The organism is Bradyrhizobium sp. S3.7.6 (genome assembly GCF_054061875.1).
This window is the reverse complement of the sequence record NZ_JBSSEQ010000001.1, coordinates 3628204-3648389: the sequence shown is the minus strand read 5'-3', so window position 1 is coordinate 3648389 and position 20186 is coordinate 3628204. Positions and strand designations below refer to the sequence as shown.

16 protein-coding genes are annotated in these 20186 nt (G+C 65.7%); 9 read left to right on the top strand and 7 right to left on the bottom strand.

Annotation, left to right across the window (positions count from 1 at the left end; translation table 11 throughout):
* Positions 1-12: 12 nt before the first annotated feature.
* On the bottom strand, positions 13-612 hold the full coding sequence (locus ACVJ5M_RS17140) for a YdcF family protein (protein WP_354076062.1): 600 nt from the start codon (positions 610-612) through the stop codon (positions 13-15).
* Between the two features lie 62 nt (positions 613-674).
* Complete coding sequence (locus ACVJ5M_RS17135) at positions 675-1262, bottom strand: hypothetical protein (protein ID WP_063982254.1); 588 nt, start codon at positions 1260-1262, stop codon at positions 675-677.
* Positions 1263-1341: 79 nt separating this feature from the next.
* On the opposite strand from ACVJ5M_RS17135, the gene ACVJ5M_RS17130 reads away from it, so the two are divergent.
* Positions 1342-1776 (top strand): hypothetical protein, encoded by a 435-nt coding sequence (locus ACVJ5M_RS17130; protein ID WP_063982253.1) that lies wholly within the window; start codon positions 1342-1344, stop codon positions 1774-1776.
* A 3-nt stretch (positions 1777-1779) separates the two neighbouring features.
* Here ACVJ5M_RS17130 and ACVJ5M_RS17125 read toward each other — a convergent pair whose 3' ends face one another.
* From ACVJ5M_RS17125 to ACVJ5M_RS17115, 3 genes are all read right to left on the bottom strand, one after another.
* A complete protein-coding gene (locus tag ACVJ5M_RS17125) occupies positions 1780-4179 on the bottom strand; it encodes a bifunctional diguanylate cyclase/phosphodiesterase (protein ID WP_063982252.1) in 2400 nt (799 codons plus the stop codon).
* A 104-nt stretch (positions 4180-4283) separates the two neighbouring features.
* Entirely contained in the window at positions 4284-5717 is a 1434-nt protein-coding gene (locus tag ACVJ5M_RS17120) for an MFS transporter (RefSeq protein ID WP_354076058.1), read from the bottom strand.
* A 143-nt stretch (positions 5718-5860) separates the two neighbouring features.
* On the bottom strand, positions 5861-6367 hold the full coding sequence (locus ACVJ5M_RS17115) for a YciE/YciF ferroxidase family protein (protein WP_354099786.1): 507 nt from the start codon (positions 6365-6367) through the stop codon (positions 5861-5863).
* Positions 6368-6811: 444 nt separating this feature from the next.
* Here ACVJ5M_RS17115 and ACVJ5M_RS17110 point away from each other — a divergent pair, with 444 nt between their 5' ends.
* From ACVJ5M_RS17110 to garD, 8 genes are all read left to right on the top strand, one after another.
* Complete coding sequence (locus tag ACVJ5M_RS17110) at positions 6812-7894, top strand: lysylphosphatidylglycerol synthase transmembrane domain-containing protein (protein ID WP_063982249.1); 1083 nt, start codon at positions 6812-6814, stop codon at positions 7892-7894.
* A gap of 90 nt (positions 7895-7984) precedes the next feature.
* Entirely contained in the window at positions 7985-9934 is a 1950-nt protein-coding gene (locus tag ACVJ5M_RS17105; RefSeq protein WP_063982248.1) for an SGNH/GDSL hydrolase family protein, read from the top strand.
* 317 nt (positions 9935-10251) lie between these two features.
* Positions 10252-11607 (top strand): MFS transporter, encoded by a 1356-nt coding sequence (locus ACVJ5M_RS17100; protein WP_063982247.1) that lies wholly within the window; start codon positions 10252-10254, stop codon positions 11605-11607.
* A 122-nt stretch (positions 11608-11729) separates the two neighbouring features.
* On the top strand, positions 11730-12635 hold the full coding sequence (locus tag ACVJ5M_RS17095; RefSeq protein ID WP_354099787.1) for a LysR substrate-binding domain-containing protein: 906 nt from the start codon (positions 11730-11732) through the stop codon (positions 12633-12635).
* Between the two features lie 130 nt (positions 12636-12765).
* Positions 12766-13710 carry a 5-dehydro-4-deoxyglucarate dehydratase gene (gene kdgD / locus ACVJ5M_RS17090; protein WP_038952797.1) on the top strand — a complete coding sequence of 315 codons (945 nt, stop codon included), beginning with the start codon at positions 12766-12768 and terminating at the stop codon, positions 13708-13710.
* Positions 13711-13736: 26 nt separating this feature from the next.
* Complete coding sequence (gene gudD, locus ACVJ5M_RS17085; protein WP_456679363.1) at positions 13737-15080, top strand: glucarate dehydratase; 1344 nt, start codon at positions 13737-13739, stop codon at positions 15078-15080.
* 19 nt (positions 15081-15099) lie between these two features.
* Positions 15100-16548 carry an aldehyde dehydrogenase family protein gene (locus ACVJ5M_RS17080; RefSeq protein ID WP_063982243.1) on the top strand — a complete coding sequence of 483 codons (1449 nt, stop codon included), beginning with the start codon at positions 15100-15102 and terminating at the stop codon, positions 16546-16548.
* 141 nt (positions 16549-16689) lie between these two features.
* Complete coding sequence (garD, locus tag ACVJ5M_RS17075; RefSeq protein WP_135214562.1) at positions 16690-18231, top strand: galactarate dehydratase; 1542 nt, start codon at positions 16690-16692, stop codon at positions 18229-18231.
* 117 nt (positions 18232-18348) lie between these two features.
* Here garD and ACVJ5M_RS17070 read toward each other — a convergent pair whose 3' ends face one another.
* On the bottom strand, positions 18349-19089 hold the full coding sequence (locus ACVJ5M_RS17070) for a hypothetical protein (protein ID WP_231142325.1): 741 nt from the start codon (positions 19087-19089) through the stop codon (positions 18349-18351).
* A 6-nt stretch (positions 19090-19095) separates the two neighbouring features.
* Positions 19096-19989, bottom strand: a complete 894-nt coding sequence (locus tag ACVJ5M_RS17065) for a MipA/OmpV family protein (protein WP_354099788.1) — start codon at positions 19987-19989, stop codon at positions 19096-19098.
* Positions 19990-20186: the final 197 nt, after the last annotated feature.

Below are 20186 nucleotides of genomic sequence, written 5' to 3'. Positions count from 1 at the left end.
GCCCTTCGCCGCTCAGGCCGCCGGCCATTCCGCGATAAAGCCCTTCGCCTTGTACGGCTCGATCTTGTCCCATTCGTGCAGGACACGCCGGCGAAACTCGACATCGGTGTGCCAGAGCGCGCGCGGTGTCGCAAAGCTGTCGACGGTGAGCAGCATCTTCTCGACTTCAGGCCAGTGCCGATGCAGCGTCATCGGGTAGCGGCGCGCCGTCCAGGTGTTGCCGAGGCAGATCACGCTCCGGATGTCTTGCAGCCCCAGCGCCGCATCAATGATCGGCAGCGAGAAAGTCACGTTCTCGCCGGTGTTCATCGCGCGATGTTCCTCGAGGATGAGGTCCGCAGGAATGCCGGCCTCGACCATCGCTGCCTTGATGATGGTGCACTCAGATTGCTCCGAGCCCGGCGTCACACCACCGCTGACAATCGACCTGCGGAAAAGGCCCTCGCGCCACAGCCTCGCGGCGGTGTCGGCGCGCAAGCCAACGTCCTCGCGGGTGCCGAACATGAACAACAGATCGGCCGGCCGCAGCGGCGTATCGATCAGATGCGTACGGTTGATTTCGACGATCTCATCCGCTGTAGGCTGGCGCCTGTTGCGATCCATGGTTGGCATGACGGCACGATGCGACACCGGCGCAGGAGCACGAAGTCACGTTTGATTGCGGCCGATTGCACCTAAGGCAGCAACGCCTTCGGCACACGATCGAAACTGTAGCTGTGCGGCTGGTTGCGCCGCACGAAGCCGCCGACCTGCCAGGCGAACAGCGCGGCAAAGCCGATGATGAACAGGGCGCCGGCGAACTCCCCGATCATGAGCGCGCGGATCAGAAGCCCCGTCATCGCCACCGTCAGCACCGCCAGGAAGGCCAGCACCGCCGCATAGGTCTTGCGGCCGAGGCCTGCGGTCAATTCGGCGCGGCTGCCGGCTTGCGCCATACGTGCGTGCAGTTCGATGATGAAATCGCGAAAACCGTTGTCCTGCGGCGCCATCAGCGCCGCGGTCTGCCAGCTCGTCGACAGGATCCTGACGCGGCCGCCGCCGGTGTGGCTGACATCGGCGCGAAAGCGGTGCTGCTGCATCGACACCGGGCGAAACGACAGCCGGATCGCCGAGATCTCGTCATAGCGCCACAGGCCGGAGCGCCCGGCGATGTGCCAGGACAGGCCCTCGTCCGTCAGCTCGAAACGATGCGCCGAGCCGATCAGCGACGCCTTGTAGGCGTAGCTCGTGACCGACGGGCCTTGCGCTCCCGAAACCTGCATCCCCACAATCAATCCCGTCCGCGCAATCCTGCCTGCGATCGGCTTGCGCGATCGCCCTCGCCCATCCTACAAGCGGGGCATGGCTGAGACGACCTTTTTTCCGCGCCGCCTGATTCTCGGTGCCGCCGTGATCTCCGGCGTGCTGCTCGCGCTCGCGGTGCACATGCTGGGTGCGCGCTACGGGCTCGACCTCGGCGGGCTCTGGCATTCCGACTCGCATGAATTCATACCCGCGGGCGCAGCGATCGCCTGGTGGCTGATTGCCACGGTGGGTTTCTCCGGCGGCTATTTCACGGCGACATTGATGCAGAGCGCCGTCTCCGGGCAGATCCCGCAGCGGATGCGGCAATTCCTGATCGCGGTCGGCGTGCTGCTGCTTGCCGGTGCGGGCCAGGTGGCCGCGGCGCCGAGCCCGATCCCGTCCGTCTCGGGCGTGCTCGCCGGGCTGGCCGCGCTATGTCTTGGCGCCGTGATGGCGTTTTGCGGCGCGCATTTCGCGCTGCGCCGCGGCTAGACATCAGGCCGAGGCGAGCAGCCGCGGCCGGTTCAGCATCAACGCGACATCGGATGCGGGCCGCGGCTTGCTGAAAAGATAGCCCTGCGCCTGGGTGCAGCCCTCGCGCCGCAGCAGCTCGAGCTGCGCGTCGTTCTCGACGCCTTCCGCCGTGGTGACGATGCCGAGGCTGCGCCCGAGGCCGGTCACGGCGCGGATGATCGCCATGGAATCCTCGCGCGTCGCAAGCTCCGACACGAAGGAGCGGTCGATCTTGATCTTGTCGAATGGGAAGCTGCGCAGGTAGCTCAGCGACGAATAGCCGGTACCGAAATCGTCGAGCGAGATCCGCACGCCCATGGCGCGCAGCTCGTGCAGGGTGGTCAGCGTCGCCTCGCTGTTCTGGAGCAGCACCGATTCGGTGATCTCGAGCTCGAGCCGCCGCGCCGCGAGCCCTGAGGCTGCAAGCGCATCGGTCACGGATGCGATCAGGTTCGGGCTCTTGAACTGCACCGGCGACAGGTTGACGGCGACATCGACATCGTCCGGCCAGGTGGCGGCGTCACTGCAGGCGCTGCGCAGCACGAACTCGCCGAGCTGGACGATGAGGCCGGTCTCCTCGGCCACCGGGATGAAGTTGATGGGGGCGATCAGGCCACGCTGCGGATGGTTCCAGCGCAGCAGCGCCTCGAAGGCGACGACGCGGCCGCTGGCGACGTCGCGGATCGGCTGGTAGTACGCCTCGAACTCGTCGCGCAGCAACGCTGCCCGCAAGTCCATCTCCAGCAGCCGCCGCGCCTGCGCGCGCGCATCCATGCCGGTCTCGAAGAAACGATAGGTACCGCGGCCGTCCGCCTTGGCGCGGTACAGCGCGAGGTCGGCGTTCTTCAACAGCTCGTCCGGATTGTCGCTGTCCTGCGGCGACAGCGAGATGCCGATCGAGACGCCGATCACGATCTGATGGTCGTCGATCTCGTAAGGCGCGGAGATCACCTCGACGAGGCGGCCGGCAAGGGCTCGCGCCGCGGCTTCCTCGGAGCGCCCGATCTGGACCACGGCGAACTCGTCGCCACCGAGCCGCGCGACGGTGTCGCTCGCGCCGACAGTGGCCTTCAGCCTGCGACCGACTTCCTTGAGCAGCGCATCGCCGATGGGATGGCCGAGCGAGTCGTTGATGTCCTTGAAGTGATCGAGATCGAGGCACAGCACCGCGAGCTGGTCGCCCGACTTCGCCCGGCCCAGTCCCTGCTCGAGCTGCTCGTGGAACAGCACGCGGTTCGGCAGATTGGTCAGCGCGTCATGGCGCGCCATGTGCGAGATCTTGGCCTGCGCCTCCAGCCATTCGGTGATGTCCTCGAAAGTCGCGACCCAGCCGCCGCCCTGCATCGGCTGGTTGACGACGCGGATGGAGCGACCGAACCGGGCGACGACCTGGCTGGTCGTGCGGCCCTCGCGCGCGTCGGCCACGAGGCGTGCGAAGAATTCGCCCGCATCGCCCTGCCATTGGCCCTTGGCCTGCTCTTCCCGCAACACGTCGACGAGCAGGCGGCCGGCGAGCGGAATGTCGGTGCGGCCGAGCAACGCTGCGTAGCGCTCGTTGAAGAGCTGGATCTTGCCGTCCGCATCGAACATGCACAGTCCCTGCGACATGTTCTCGAGCGCGGTATCCAGCACGACTTGCTGGCGTCCCAGTTCGCCCTTGGCGCGGCGGTCGAGCAGAGCCGCCGCGAGCGCAATCGCGATGATCGCAGCGGCGGCGCTGGCGGTGAGGATCGACAATGAGGCCGGCGGGATCGACAGGCCGCTGATCACGACCGCAGGATCCGGCGTCAGCTCCACGGCGCCCATGGCGGTGAAATGATGCGAGACGATGGCAAGCGTCAGCAGCACCGTCGCGCCGAGCGCGCCGGCAAGGCTGTCGCGCCGCCCTGCAACGACCATGGCAAGCGACCCGAGAACGATGCCGAGGATGATCGAGACCGTCACTGTGCCGGTCGTCCAGCCGATGTGCGCGGGAATCTCGAGCGCCATCATGCCGGTGTAATGCATGGCGGCAACGCCGCCACCAACGACGGCGCCACCGAGCGCAACCAGGCCCGCCCGCGTCACCGACACCGAGATGCTCAGCCCGATGAAGGTGACCGCGATCGCGAAGATCAGCGACAGGACCGTCAACGGAATGTTGTAAGCGCCGCCCGCACCAGGACCGTAAGCCTGCATCGCGATGAAATGGGTTGCCCAGATGCCGCCGCCGGCGACGACGGCATCAAGCGCGACCCACGATACGCGAGCTCCCCCGCGCGCCGCACGCGCGCGGTGGAACAGGCTGATCGCCGCCGCGCTGGCGAGCAGACACACCGCTCCGCCAAGTGCGACCAGACGCCAATCATGCTGATCCGTCAGGCAGTAAAGTACTTGATACATTGCCGGCCCCTATTCCAATCGCACTAGAGCCGGCAGAGATGGACAGTCGGTAACCGGCTATGCGCCGGTTTCGGGAATGGTGAACAGAGAATGTGTGGGATCGCTCACATTGAGCGGCCTTGCGCCTTTGCGTCAGGTGCAATTGCGCCGAGGCCGATCACGGCGGCGGCGAGCAGCAGGACGGCCGCCGATATGATTAGCGACTGGTGAAGGCCCGTCATGAATGCACTGTCCGAGGCCACCAGCGAGCCGAATAGCGCGACGCCGAGCACGCTGCCGGTCTGCCGCGTCGCGTTCAGGACGCCGGCGGCGATGCCGGAGCGCGCCTTGTCGATGCTGCCGAGCAAGCTGGAGGTCAGCGGCGGCACCAGCAGGCCAAGTCCGCCGCTGATCGCGATCATCTGCGCAAAGATCGCCCAGTAGCTGGTCCCGGCTTCGGTCCAGAGCAGCCCGAGACAGCCGAGTGCCGAGATACAGGCGCCGACCACGATGGTCGGGCATGAGCCGATGCGCTCGGCCAGACGCGGCGCCAGCAGGTTGACGGGCAGCACCGCCCCCATCATCGGCACGAAGGCGAGCCCGGTCCACCAGGCCGACAGCCCGTTGATCCTCTGGAAATACAGGCTCAGCACGAAGATCAGGCCGTAGATCGCGATGTTGACGAAGAGGCCGACGATCGTGGTCAGGGTAAACAGCCGGTGACGGAACAGCGACAGCGGCAGCATCGGCTGCACGGTGCGGCTCTCGCGCCAGACGAAGAGCACCGCGAATGCGGCTGAGGCAACGAATGCTGCGATCACGGCTGGATGGCTCCAGCCGAGCGCGCCAGCTTCGATGATCGCGCCGGCAAGCGTGCCCAACGCAGCGATCGCGGCGAGCTGGCCGGGCAGATCGATCTCGCGCGCGCGCGACCGCGTGGTCTCGCTGGCGTAGCGCCAGCTCAGCCACAAGCCGGTAAGACCGATCGGCAGGTTGACCAGGAAGATCGCGCGCCAGCCGACCAGCGTGATCAGTGCGCCGCCGACGAAGGGACCGGCAGTGAGCGCCAGGCTCGCTCCGGCGGCCCAGACCGCCACGGCGCGGCCACGCGCGCGGGCGTCCACATAGGCATGATTGAGCAGCGCCAGGGAATTCGGCACCAGGATCGCCGCCGCCAGCCCCTGCACCAGCCGCGCTGCGATCAGCACGACCGCATTGGGCGACATCGCGCAGGCGAGCGAGGCCGCGGTGAAGATGGCGAACCCCGCCATGAAGATGCGCTTGGCGCCGATGCGATCGCCGAGCGCACCGGCGGTCAAAATGAAAGCGGCAAAGGCGATGGTATAGGCGCTGACCACCCATTGCAGCTCGGCGACGCCGCCGCCGAGCGATTTTCCCATCGCATCCAGAGCGGTGTTGACGATGGTGACGTCGAGCTGGACCACGCCATAGCCGAGGCTCAGCGCGGCAAGCGTGAGGGATGTCGCAAAGCGCGAGCCGGCACGCTGCGCAGCGGCTCCGCCGTCGAGGGGTTCATATTTGATGGTGCTGGCTCGCATGCTGCCGCCTCGGTTGCAGCCCCTTGCGAAACATACGCTTCCAGCCCGCATTCATGCTTCGACAATGATCGAATTATGGATGCGTCAAATGCGAACGCCGCGCGGATGACCGCGCGACGCCTTTTTCGCAGCTACGCCCGGTCCTAGCTCGCCGCGCGCAGGTTCACCTTGCTCTCGGCGAGCGCGGTCAGCTTCCTGTCGGTCGCCTTCTCTTCTTCCAGCGTCTTGGCGAGCACGGTGGCGCAGTCGTTGCGGCCGAGCTGCTTGGCCCAGGCGACCAGGCTGCCGTAGCGGACGATCTCGTAATGCTCGGCGGCCTGGGCCGCGTTGATCAGGGCGGCGTCCAGCACCGCCTTGTCGGCGACTTCACCGGCGGTCTCGTCGGCTTCCTCGATGAGGCCGTCGATGGCCGGGCAGTCGACCGCCTTCACCTGCGCGCCGTGCATCTTGAATACTTCCTCGAGCCGCTTGACGTGCTGCTTGGTTTCTTCGAGGTGCGTCAAAAAGCCCTGCTTCAGCTGCGGATCGGTAGCCTTATCTGCCATTTTCGGCAGCGCCTTGGTGAGCTGCTGCTCGGCATAATAGATGTCCTGTAGCTGGTGCACGAACAGGTCGTTCATGGTCTTGATGTCTTTTGTGAACAGTCCCATCGTTCCGATCCTCGCGGTTTCGGGAACACGGAGGCGTCGGCTCGCACGAAAAGCCGATGATTCCGCCATGTTCGATTGCTGATGGAGCGCTAACCAGCGCGCAGTACCGACGTTCCAAAAAAGCTCGCATCGCTTGCGCTGGAACAATGCCGACTACGGGCGGACACGAAATCATGTCAAGATGCGGACGCGCGTTCCAGGCAAGTGCCTCGACTCATATGCTTAACGCGCGCCCGATATGAACCACATATGACAAAAGCGGCGGTCCACCGCAGAACCTATCGGTCGAACGCAGAACCTATTGTTGTCAAGGGCTGCACAAGTCGCTGTTTTTGCCTTAAATGAGCTACATCATGCCTAGCGGTCGAAGCCCATTTCGGGCAGTGATCGCACCCGACCGGCCAATGTCTGGCCGATCGGTCTTGCCCCCCGCCGGGAGGATGAATGCACGGACTGCTGCCCGCGCTGAAGCGCGGCTTCAAGAGATGGATCGGCTGGCGACGGCTCGGTGTTGCTGCGAGCGTCTTCATCATCGCCTTCGCGATCACCACGCTTGCGCGCACCCTCAAGGACATCGATACCGGCGTCATCCTGACCGCGTTGACCGAGATTCCCCGCGGGAATATCGGTCTGGCGGCGATCTGCGTCGTCTTCGCGTTCTGTACGCTGACCTTCTACGATTATTTTGCACTGCGAACGATCGGCAAGAAACATGTGCCCTATCGCATCGCAGCACTCTCCAGCTTCACGTCCTATTCGATCGGCCACAACATCGGCGCCACCGTTTTTACCGGCGGCGCGATCCGCTTCCGGATCTATTCGGACTACGGGCTGAACGCGATCGACGTCGCGAAGATCTGTTTCCTGTCAGGCCTGACCTTCTGGCTCGGTAACATCTTCGTGCTCTCGATCGGCATGGTCATCCATCCGGATGCCGCCTCATCGATGGATCAACTGCCGTCGTCGATCAACCGGCTGATCGGGCTCGGCGGCCTCGCCTCGATCGGCGCCTATCTGGTCTGGCTCTGCATGGGCGAGAAGCGCCGCGAGCTCGGCCAGAAGGGCTGGAAGGTGGTGCTGCCCTCGGCGCCGCTGACGCTGGTCCAGATCCTGATCGGCGTGGTCGATCTCGGCTTCTGTGCGACGGCGATGTACCTGCTGATGCCGGCCAATCCGTCGATCGACTTCATGTCGCTGGCGGTGGTGTTCATCCTGGCGACGCTGATCGGCTTTGCCAGCCACGCGCCCGGCTCGATCGGCGTGTTTGATGTCGCCATGCTGGTCGCGCTGCCCGAATTCGGCCGCGAGCAGCTTCTGGCGACCCTGCTGGTCTTCCGCATCCTCTATTTCGTGATCCCGTTCGGCCTCGCCATCTCCATCATGGGCGCGCGCGAGCTCTGGATGAACGTGGTGGAGCCCTGGCAGGAGCGGCGGCGGCTGGCCGAGGCCTGCGCGCAAGGCAACCTGCCCAAGCAGGTAGCAGCGATGGAACGCGAGCGGTCGTTGCGACAGGCCAGCAAGCGGTAAGGCGGGCGGGCGACCGTCAGACAGAGGTTGCGGGCGGCGCAGCAATGCTCTCTTATTTCCGCCTCAACTTTGCCGTTGAACACGCGGGCCATGATCCCTTTTTCCTTTCGTACCCTTCCCGCAGGCCTCCTGCTGCTTGCCGGGATTCTGACGTCTTTGCCGCTCGAGCGCGCCGCCGCGCAGGACGCCGGTGCGATGCAAATATCCTGGGAGGTGCGCAACCGCTTCCGCCTGTTCCGCGAGGAGCGCGACTTCCAGCTCCATGTCGAGAACGCGCGTAACCGCAGCATCCTCGCCGCCGAGCAGTCGCTGGAGCTCCAGAGCGAGGGCCGCGGCTGGGCCCGCAACATGGTCAACCGGCTCTGCATCGACCTCCAGGGCCGGGTCAACCAGCCCTGCACCCGCGACAACGTCAAAGAGAATTACCTCACCCCGACCGACCATCCGGTGACCGTGCGCCTGACCGGCGCAGTGCCGGTCGGCGCCACCTGCGCCTGGTCGTTCGACGACGGCGACGGGCCGCAGACCTCGACTTTCGATTGCGCCGAGCCGATCAACCTGCGGGTCCGCTACGGCAAGCAGACGGTCGCCAGCGTCGACGTCTCCTCCGGCTCCGATCCGACCCAGCGCGTCCAGGCCGAGATTCAGGTCCGCGACATCTTCGTCGCCGGGCTCGGCGACAGCATCGGCTCCGGCGAAGGCAACCCGGACCGGCCGTTGGCGCTGTCGGACGAGGGCTTCTGCTTCCGCTCCTATCTCGGTACCGCCGGTGCGCAGTACTACCGGCCGAGCCGCGCCGGCTATAAAGGTGGCCGCGCCTGCGAGGCACCCGACACCCTCGCCAACTGGCAACATTACGGCGCGCTCTGGTTCAACTCGCCCTGCCACCGCTCGCTCTACAGCTACCAGGCCCGCACGGCTCTCGCGCTCGCGGTGCGCTACACCCACATCGCGGTGACCTTTCTGCCGCTCGCCTGCACCGGCGCCAGCATCGGCGACGGGCTGCTGGGCTCGCAGCGCGCCCGCGAATGCCCGCCCGGCAAGACCGGCGTCTGCAACACCAGCGTGAACGCCCAGGTCGCCGAGCTGCGCGAGGCGCTCACCGCGGCGAAAAAGCGCCAGCCCGACCGCACGCTTGACCTCGTGCTGCTCTCGGTCGGCGCGAACGATGTCTACTTCTCCGGCCTCGTCGCCGACGTCATCGTCGACACCGCGACCGAGCGCGCGCTGTTCCGCCGCTCCGGCGTGATGGCGAGCGTCGACGATTCCCGCGATGCGCTGGCGCGCGAGCTGCCGCAGAATTTCGCCAAGCTGCGCGAGGCGCTCAAGCCGCTCGTCAGCGGCGACCTCTCGCACGTGGTCTATGTCTCCTACGCCAATCCCGCGCTCGCCGATGGCGGCGTGCCCTGCCGCGGCGGCCGCGCCGGGTTCGACATCCATCCGTCCTTCAACGCCGATCCGCAGCGCCTGGCCCGCGTCTCGACCTTCGTCGACACCGAATTCCTGCCGCAGCTGAAGGGGCTCGCCACCTGCACGCGCGGCGCACTGTGCCGCGATCCCGAAGCCGATCGCATGACCTTCGTGGACTCGCACCAGGCGGTGTTCGCCGATCACGGCTTCTGCGCCCATGCGGGCAACGATCCCGAATTCGACCGCACGTGTTTCGCCGAGAACGGCCAGAGCTTCAATCCCGATATCGTGAGCGCGGCGAGCCAGCCGATGCTGTGCGGCCGCGGCGCCTCGGAGTATCGCGCCTACCTGCCGCGCGCGCGCTGGATCCGCGATGCCAACGACAGCTATTTTGCCGCGATGACCTATCCGCAAGGCCTGCCGGCGGCGAGCCAGCCGAGCGACATCCACGACGCCACCTGGGGCGTGCTCTCCGCCGTCTACGGCGGCGCCGTGCATCCAAGCGCGGAAGGCCACGCCGCGATGGCGGACGCCGCACTGCCGGCCGCGAGCAGCGTGCTCGGCCTCGATGCCGTGCCGCCCGGCGTGACACGCGGACTGTTGGCGCCGCTGCTGGGCACGCAGCAATAGCACGACACTGCTCCCACATACTCGGTGTCATCGCCCGCGAAGGCTGGCGATCCAGTACTCCGTGACAGCGGTGATTGAATCGAGAGGCTGCGGCGTACTGGATTCCCCGCTTTCGCGGCGAATGACAGTGGTGTGCGGAGCACGACCTCGCGCATCACGATCGCACATTCTCGTCACCTCGTGATCGTTCCCCGCACCTGCCGTTCCATCGATCCAAAAACGGCATCGATCGATACTCCCTTGAACTTGGACACTTTGCCGCGCGCGCCTCTAGGAGTCGCAGAGAGGAAACATTTCGAGTTCTAAGGAGGCGCGTGATGAGCGCAGTGGTGTCGTCCGCAGCGGACGTGAGGAGGTCTCGCGTCAGGCTGTTCATCGTGACCATGTTGTTCCTGGTCACGACCGTGAACTATGCCGACCGCGCCACCCTGTCGATCGCGGGCCCCGCACTCTCGAAAGAGCTGCATCTCGATCCCGTCGCCATGGGCTGGATCTTCTCGGCCTTCGGCTGGTCCTATGTCGCGGCGCAGGTGCCGGGCGGCTGGCTGCTCGACCGCTACGGCTCGCGCCTCGTCTATGCCTTCAGCATCATCGTCTGGTCGCTGTTCACGATGATGCAGGGCTGGGTCGGCTTCCTCAGCGCCGGCGCCGCCATCATCGTGCTGTTCGCACTTCGCCTCCTTGTCGGCGTCGCGGAAGCGCCCTCGTTCCCCGCCAACGCCCGCATCGTCGCCGCCTGGTTTCCCGGCAATGAGCGCGGCACCGCATCGGCCTTCTTCAATTCGGGACAGTATTTCGCCACCGTGATCTTCGCGCCGCTAATGGGCTGGATCGCGCATGATTACGGCTGGCGCTTCGTATTCTTCGTGATGGGTGGGCTCGGCGTCATCATGGGCCTGGTCTGGATCAAGACCGTCTACGGCCCGAAGGAGCATCCCGGCATCAACGAGGCCGAGTTCGATTACATCAAGGAAGGCGGCGCGCTGGTCGATCTCGACGCGCCCAAAAACGATCTGGTGCAGGAGCGTGCGCCCGAGTCCGGCTCCGGGTGGGATCACATCCGCCAGTTGCTCTCCAACCGCATGATGCTCGGCGTCTATCTCGGCCAGTACTGCATCAACACGCTGACCTATTTCTTCCTGACCTGGTTCCCGGTCTACCTCGTCAAGGAGCGCGGCCTGTCGATCCTGCAAGCCGGCTTCGTCGCGACGCTGCCCGCGCTGTGCGGCTTCATCGGCGGCGTGCTCGGCGGCGTCATCTCCGACGCCATTCTCCGCAAGACCGGCTCGCTCACCATGGCGCGCAAGATCCCGATCGTCGGCGGCATGCTGCTGTCGATGTCGATCATCGCCTGCAACTATGTCGACGGACAGGCGCTGGTGGTCGGCTTCATGGCGCTCGCCTTCTTCGGCAAGGGCATCGGCGCACTCGGCTGGGCGGTCGTCTCCGACACCTCGCCCAAGGAAGCCGGCGGCGTCTCCGGCGGCCTGTTCAACACCTTCGGCAACCTCTCCTCGATCAGCACCCCGATCGTGATCGGCTACATCCTGGCCGCGACCGGCTCATTCAACGGCGCACTGCTGTTCGTCGGCGCCAATGCGCTGGTGGCCGCGTTCGCCTATCTCGTGGTGGTCGGCAAGATCGAGCGGGTGGTGCTCAAACGTTCCTCCTGAGGGCTCCCGCGGGAGCTTGACCAGGCAACTCAACGGCGGCTCCTCAGCCGCCGTCTTTGTTTTGGGGATGATCGATGCTAGAAGTGCCGGGGAAACGCCTTATCCATCTAAGGCATGTATCGATGTTCGACCTCAACCAGCTCCGCTGTTTCGTCACGGTGGCCGAAGAACTGCATTTCGGCCGCGCCGCCGCGCGACTGAACATGACCCAGCCACCGCTGTCGCGGCAGATCCAGGTGCTCGAGCACATCATCGACGCGCCGCTGCTGGAGCGCACCAGCCGCTCGGTGCGCCTGACGCCGGCGGGGCGCAGCTTCCTGCCCGAGGCAAGGCGCATCCTGAAGCTTGCGGAAAGCGCCTCGCAAGTCGCCCGCCGCATCGCGCTCGGCAAAACCGGCTCGCTGAAAATCGGCTTCACGGCGGCTGCCGCCTACGGCTTCCTCCCGGAGCTCGTCGCCGCCTGCCGCGCCAAGCTGCCCGAGGTCGATTTCTCGCTGAAGGAGATGGTGTCCGGTGATCAGTTCGAGGCGCTCAGCTCCGGCCAGATCGACGCCGGGCTGTTGCGGCCGCCGATCGCGCGCCCCGAAGTGGCCAGCCGCCGTGTCGTCGCCGAGCCCCTGCTCGCCGCGATCCCGAAGAAGCATCCGCTGGCGAATGCCGAGACCATCACCATCAAGGATTTCGACGACCAGCCCTTCGTGATGTACTCGCCCTATGAGAGCCGATATTTCCACGATCTGCTGGTGGCGCTGTTCACCCGCGCCGACGTGCTGCCGCGCTATGTGCAGCATCTGAGCCAGATCCATTCGATCCTCGCCATGGTCCGCGCCGGCCTCGGCCTTGCCATCGTGCCGGCCGCGGCTGCGAGCCTGAAGATCGCCGACGTGCGACTGCGGCCGTTGAAGCTGCGCACCCGCGTCCCCGTCGAGCTGTTCATGGTCTGGCGCCGCGACGACGAGAACCCGCTGCTCTCCGCTCTGGTCAAAATCGCAGGCGAATTGTCCTCCGCGGAGGTAGCGGACGATTGATGCTCAATCCGCATCGGTCGATATAGGCTTTGGCTTGGACGCGCATCGAACGGTCTCCTAAACAACGGCGCATGGACGCGCAGGCTTCGGCCCGCGTCCTCCACAACACGCAATTAAGGGAGCAGCGCCCATGAGCAAGATGACCCCGCAGGAAATGGCCCAGAAGATCGGATCGGGCCTCCTGTCCTTCCCCGTCACGCCCTTCAAGGCGGACTATTCGTTCGATGAGGCGACCTACCGCGCCAACATGGACTGGCTGTGCGGCTATGACGTTGCCGGCCTGTTCGCCGCCGGCGGCACCGGCGAGTTCTTCTCGCTGACGCCGACCGAGGTTCCGCAGGTGGTCAAGATCGCCGTCGACGAGACCAAGGGCCGCGTGCCCGTGCTCGCCGGCACCGGCTACGGCACCGCCACCGCGCGCGAGATCGCGATCGGCGCGGAAAAGGCCGGCGCCGACGGCCTGTTGCTGCTGCCGCCCTATCTGACCCATTCCGAGCAGGACGGCCTTGCCGCCCACGTGGAAGCCGTGTGCGCCGCCGTGAAGATCGGCGTCATCGTCTACAACCGCGACAACGCCATCCTGCAGCCCGATACGCTGGCGCGCCTCGCCGAGCGCTGCCCGAACCTCGTCGGCTACAAGGACGGCATCGGCGACATCGAGCTGATGACCCGCGTCTACACCAAGCTCGGCGACCGCCTCACCTATATCGGCGGCCTGCCGACCGCGGAAACCTTCGCGCTGCCCTATCTCGACATGGGCGTGACGACCTATTCCTCGGCCGTGTTCAACTTCGTTCCAGAATTCGCCACCAACTTCTACGCCGCGGTGCGCAAGCGCGACCATGAGACGATCCATGCCGGCCTGAAGAACTTCATCCTGCCGCTGATCGCAATCCGCAACCGCAAGAAGGGCTATGCGGTCTCGATCATCAAGGCCGGCATGAAGGTGATCGGCCGCGATTCCGGCCCGGTCCGCCCGCCGCTGACCGATCTCACCGAGCAGGAGGTTGCGGAGCTGACCGCGCTGGTGAAGAATCTCCCCGCCATCCGATCGTCACAACAAGCTGCAGAATAACAGACAACAACAGGGAGGAGCGTGCGATGGCCCAGACTGAGGTCTCCGGCGCACCGGTCGTCACATCGATGCAGGTGATCCCGGTCGCGGGCCGCGACAGCATGCTCCTCAATCTGAGCGGCGCGCACGCGCCGTTCTTCACCCGCAACATCGTCATCCTCACCGACAATTCCGGACACACCGGCGTCGGCGAGGTACCGGGCGGGCAAAAGATCTGGCAGACGCTCCAGGATGCCCGCGATCTCGTGATCGGCAAGACCGTCGGCGCGATGAACAACATCCTTGCCGACGTCCGCACGGCGTTCGCCGACCGAGATGCCGGCGGCCGCGGCAAGCAGACGTTCGACCTGCGCGTGATGATCCATGCGGTCACGGCGATCGAGTCCGCACTGCTCGACCTGCTCGGCCAGCACCTCAACCTGCCCGTCGCCGCACTGCTCGGCGAAGGCCAGCAGCGCAAGAGCGTCGAGACGCTCGGCTATCTCTTCTTCGTCGGCGACCGGCGCAAGAGCAAGCTTGACTACGTCAGCGGCGAGACCGGCAAGCCCGAATGGTTCAACCTGCGCCACCAGGAGGCGATGACGCCGGAGACCGTGGTGCGGCTCGCGGAAGCCACCCACGACCATTATGGCTTCGCGGACTTCAAGCTCAAGGGCGGCGTGCTCCGCGGCGAGCAGGAGATCGAGGCCGTCACCGCCATCGCAAAGCGCTTCCCCAGCGCACGCGTCACGCTCGATCCCAACGGCGCATGGTCGCTCGACGAGGCGATCAGCCTCTGCAAGGACATGCACGGCATCCTGGCCTATGCAGAGGATCCCTGCGGCGCCGAAGCCGGCTTCTCGGGTCGCGAGATCATGGCCGAGTTCCGCCGTGCCACGGGCCTGCCGACCGCGACCAACATGATCGCGACCGACTGGCGCCAGCTCTCCCATGCACTACGCTTGGGGGCGGTGGACATTCCGCTGGCCGACCCCCACTTCTGGACCATGCAGGGCTCGGTGCGCGTCGCCCAGACCTGCCGCGACAACGGCCTGACCTGGGGCTCGCACTCCAACAATCACTTTGACATTTCGCTCGCGATGTTCACCCATGTCGGCGCCGCCGCGCCCGGCAAGGTCACCGCGATCGATACCCACTGGATCTGGCAGGACGGCCAGGCGCTGACCAAGGAGCCGCTCCAGATCAAGGGCGGCAAGATCGCCGTGCCCGAGCGGCCGGGCCTCGGCATCGAAATCGACCGCCCGGCCATCGAAACCGCGCATGAGCTTTACAAGAAGCATGGACTCGGCGCCCGCGATGACGCTACTGCCATGCAGGACCTGATCCCCGGCTGGACCTTTGACGACAAGCGTCCCTGCCTCGTGCGTTAAGAAAATCTCGGAGGACTACATGACTGCGATCCTGAAGAACTTCATCGGCGGCGAATGGGTCGACGGCTCCGGCGTCACCAAGAACATCAACCCCTCCAACACCAACGACCTCGTCGGCGAGTACGCCAAGGCCGACAAGGCGCAGACCGAGAAGGCGATCGCGGCAGCCAAGGCCGCCTTCCCGGCCTGGGCGCAGTCGACGCCGCAGGTGCGCTATGACGCGCTGAACAAGATTTCTCTCGAAATCCTCGCCCGCAAGGAAGAGCTCGGCCGCCTGCTCGCCCGCGAGGAAGGCAAGACGCTCCCCGAGGGCATCGGCGAGGTCGCGCGCGCCGGCCAGATCTTTGCGTTCTTCGCCGGCGAAGCGCTGCGCCTAATCGGCGAGAAGGGCGCCTCCGTCCGTCCCGGCCTCGACGTCGAGCTCACCCGTGAGCCCGTCGGCGTCGTCGGCATGATCACGCCCTGGAATTTCCCGATCGCGATCCCCGCCTGGAAGATCGCGCCCGCGCTCTGCTACGGCAACACGGTGGTGTTCAAGCCGGCCGAGCTGGTGCCGGGCTCGGGACATGCGCTGTCCGAGATCATCACCCGCTCCGGCATTCCGGCCGGCGTGTTCAACCTCGTGGTCGGCTCCGGCTCCGTCGTCGGCCAGACCCTGCTCGACCATCCGGATGTGGCCGCGATCTCCTTCACCGGTTCGGTGCAGACCGGCCGCAAGATCGCGCAGGCCTGCGTGCTGTCGAACCCGATGAAGAAGTTCCAGCTCGAGATGGGCGGCAAGAATCCGCTGGTCGTGCTCGACGATGCCGACCTGAAGACCGCCGTCGAGGTCGCCGTCAACGGCGCCTATTTCTCGACCGGCCAGCGCTGCACCGCCTCCTCCCGCCTGATCGTCACCGAAGGCATCCACGATCGCTTCGTCGCGGCGGTGGCCGAGCGCCTGAAGGGCCTGTCGGTGGACGACGCGCTCAAGGCCGGCGTGCATATCGGCCCGGTGGTCGACCAGAGCCAGCTCGACCAGGATCTGCGCTACATCAAGATCGGCCAGGACGAAGGCGCAAAGCTCGCCTTCGGCGGCGAGCTGCTCAAGCGCGAGACGCCCGGCCATTACCTCCAGCCGGCGCTGTTCACCGAGGCCAACAACAATATGCGCATCGCGCGTGAGGAGATTTTTGGCCCCGTCGCCGCCGTCATCCGCGCCAAGAACTACGAGGAAGCGCTGGCGATCTCCAACGACACCGAGTTCGGCCTCGCCTCGGGCATCTGCACGAGCAGCCTGAAATACGCCTCGCACTACAAGCGCAACAGCGAGTCCGGCATGGTGATGGTCAATCTGCCGACCGCCGGCGTCGACTATCACGTGCCGTTCGGCGGCCGGAAGGGTTCAAGCTACGGCGCCCGCGAGCAGGGCTCCTATGCGCGCGAGTTCTATACCACGGTGAAGACCGCCTATACCTATCCGGGTTGATAGGCCACGATCGTAGGGTGGGTTAGCCCGCGGCTGCGCAACGCGCGGTCCGCTGGCGTAACCCACCTCTTCTGCCTCCGCGGATGAAGACATTGGTGGGTTACGCTACGCTAACCCACCCTACACTTTCGGAGTCCTCCCATGGACCAGGACGTCGCAGCGAAAGAGCAGCCCCGCTACATCAAGCTCAACGAGCGCGACAATGTCGCGATCGTGGTCAATGATTTCGGGCTTCCCGCCGGCTCCCGCTTCGCCAGCGGGCTGACGCTGCGCGCCTTCGTGCCGCAGGGGCACAAGACGGCACTGGTCGATATCGCGCAAGATCAGCCGATTATCCGCTACGGCGAGGTGATCGGCCACGCGTTGTCGCCGATCCTGGCCGGCGAATGGGTCGACGAAGCGCGCATCCGCATGCCGGAGGCCCCTGCCCTCGACAAGCTGGAAATCTCGACCGCCGTCCCCGCGCCGCTGCCGCCGCTCGAAGGCTTCACCTTCGAAGGCTTTCGCAACACCGACGGCTCGGTCGGCACCAAGAACATCCTCGGCATCTCCTCCTCCGTGCAATGCGTCAAGGGCACGATGGAATACGCCGTGAAGCGCATCCGCGCCGAGCTGCTGCCGAAATACCCGAACGTCGACGACGTCGTGCCGCTGACGCACGCCTATGGCTGCGGCGTCGCCATCAATGCCCCCGATGCGGTCGTTCCGATCCGCACGCTGCAGAACATCGCGCAGAACCCGAATTTCGGCGGCGAGATCCTGGTCATCAGCCTCGGCTGCGAAAAGCTCGCGCCCGAGCGACTGGTGCCGGAGGGCGTCAGCGATGCCATCGTGCGCATGCAGGACGAAGCCTTCGACGGCTTTGGCGCCATCGTCGATGCGATCATGACCCAGGCCGAAGCCCGCCTGAAGATCCTCAACACCCGCACCCGTGAGACCTGCCCGGCCGCCGACCTCGTCATCGGCCTGCAATGCGGCGGCAGCGACGCCTTCTCCGGCGTCACCGCGAACCCCGCGCTGGGCTTTGCCGCGGACCTGCTGGTGCGTGCCGGCGCGACCGTGATGTTCTCCGAGGTCACCGAAGTCCGCGACGCGATCCAGCTCCTCACCCGCCGCGCCATCAACGAGGATGTCGGCCGCGCGCTGGTGCGCGAGATGGCCTGGTACGACTCTTATCTCGCCCGCGGCGGCGCCGATCGCAGCGCCAACACCACGCCCGGCAACAAGAAGGGCGGCCTCGCCAACATCGTCGAAAAGTCACTCGGCTCGATCGTCAAGTCCGGCTCGTCTGCCATCACCGGCGTGCTCTCGCCCGGCGAGAGGGCGACGCAGAAGGGCATGCTATTTGCGGCGACGCCCGCGTCCGACTTCATCTGCGGCACGCTCCAGCTCGCCTCCGGCATGACGCTGCAGGTGTTCACCACCGGCCGCGGCACACCCTACGGTCTTGCGGCTGCGCCTGTGATCAAGGTTGCGACCCGCACCGAGCTCGCGCGCCGCTGGAAGGACCTGATCGATTTCGATGCCGGCAGCATCGCCACCGGCGAGAAGACCATCGAGGAAACCGGCTGGGACCTGTTCCGCCTGATCCTCGATGTCGCCAGCGGCCGCACGAAGCCGTGGTCGGACCGTTGGGGCATCCACAACGACCTCACGCTGTTCAATCCGGCGCCGGTGACCTGAGCATGATCCGGAAAAGTGCAAAGCGGTTTTCCGAAAGATCATGCTCAAACAATAACCTAAAGCGCGATGACGATTCATACCAATCTCATCGCGCTTTAGAAGCCGGGCCAACCGGCCTCACTGACCGTCGATCAGGTGCATGTCGCCCAGCGTGACGGGCAAGCTGCGCGTGATGAGATCCGTGATCGCCGCGCGTAGCCGTTCGCTCGCAGCGGGCCCCTCGAACGTCGCGTCGATCGGTCCGCTGGGTCCGGCGAGCCGCATGGTCCCCGTGTTGTCGAGCGGCGCGGCCGCCCGCTTCTCGATCACGTCGAACGACTTGCCGTCGATCACGCGCACCTCGTAGAGCGCGTGGATCAGGCCGTAATCCGCAAGCAGCGTCCGATATTGGGCGAGCCCGATGCCCTCGACGTTGCGGCCGTTGCCGAGCTTCGATCTGGCCCGGGTGATGACGATGTACGCATCCAACCCCTGGGGCGCGACATCGCTGCGAACCAGCTCCTTGAACGGATCGCTGCGCAGGAGATTGACGGGCGCAACCGCCGAATCCCTGATCGCGGCAAACGCGGCGCGTCGGTAGCTCACCGCCTGCACGCGAAAGCGTCCGCCGAGCAGTTTCGTCGCCTGCTGGACGATCAGCTCGTCCAGACCCCAAGCGCTGATCGAGAGGCTTTGCCTGGCGTTGCCGAGCGCGATCAGGCCGGCTTGCGTCAGGCTCATCTCCTCGCCGATGGCCGAGACGATGCCGACGGTCTTGATTGCCTGGAGCCGAGTCGCGCGCGTCTCGAACGCCGCGGCCGCGCCGAGGGCGATGCAAGCGATCGCCAGGCCAACCCATAGAAAAGCAATGCGGCGCATGGTGACCTATCGAATCCTGAAATCGAATGAATAGGACGCACCGAGGCCGATCGTCGTCTGGTTCGACGATCCCCGCAGCTTCACGAGCGGGCTGTCTGCGGCGTCGCCCAGCAGCTTCTCGTACTCGACATAGGCATGGACTTCCCACTGCGGATTGATGCGATAGGAGATCTGGCCGCCGAAGCCGACCGAATGCGCACCGCCTCTGGCATCGTACATCGGCAGCCCGGACGCCACGGACTGCACGGCGTCGACGCCGAAATAGGGCGCAGTCGCCTTGGTGCTTTTCCAGGTGAAGCGCGGGCCGGCCGAGATCGTGAGCCTTTGGATCAGCGGCACGATGACGTCGGCGGAGACATCGGCGACCGTGCCGGTATTTCCGCCCATGCCCTGGCGCAATTCACTGCGCAGGCGCAGCCAGTCGACCGGGAAATATTCGACGAACCCGCCGAGCTCGTATGCGGCCTTGACGTCGCCAAGGCCGGTCAGCTCGGCATATTTATCGCTCTTGCGCGACCCGACGTATTTGAACGCAGGGCCCGCGCGAAAATTTCCGACGTCGAACAGCGCGATACTGGCGCTGTCGCGGGGCCCGCGAAACTGGTCGACCGATCCGGCACGGCGAATGGAGAAGATCGGGATCGGCATGAGCTTCCCGTTCTTCGATCCGACGAAATCCGGCGTGTACTCTCCGCCGATGCCGACCATGACGGTCCAGTTGCCGGAAGGTGACGGCAGCATCGGCACGTCGAACGGCGGGGCTGGCAACGTGAACGCCGTCTGCGCCGATGCCGACTGCGGGATTGCCAGGATTGCGCCGAACGCGGCGAGGAAGGCGGTCAGCAAGGTCTGCTGCGCTCTCGCCGCAGGATCGAGAGCGGCTTCGTCAAAATGCTTCATTTACAGGGCCCCGGACCGGCCTTGCTGGCCTGGTCGACTCGTGTGGTTAGGAGCCACAGCATGTGGTCCGGCAAAATTGCCCCAAGATTGCAAGGGGCAGACAGCGCCCCGATCCATTCGCGGCGCATGCCGGGCGCGCCGCCGGATCAATGTTGCCCGAACATTGCCGGGCCGCGCTCACGCTCGCAAACTTTGAG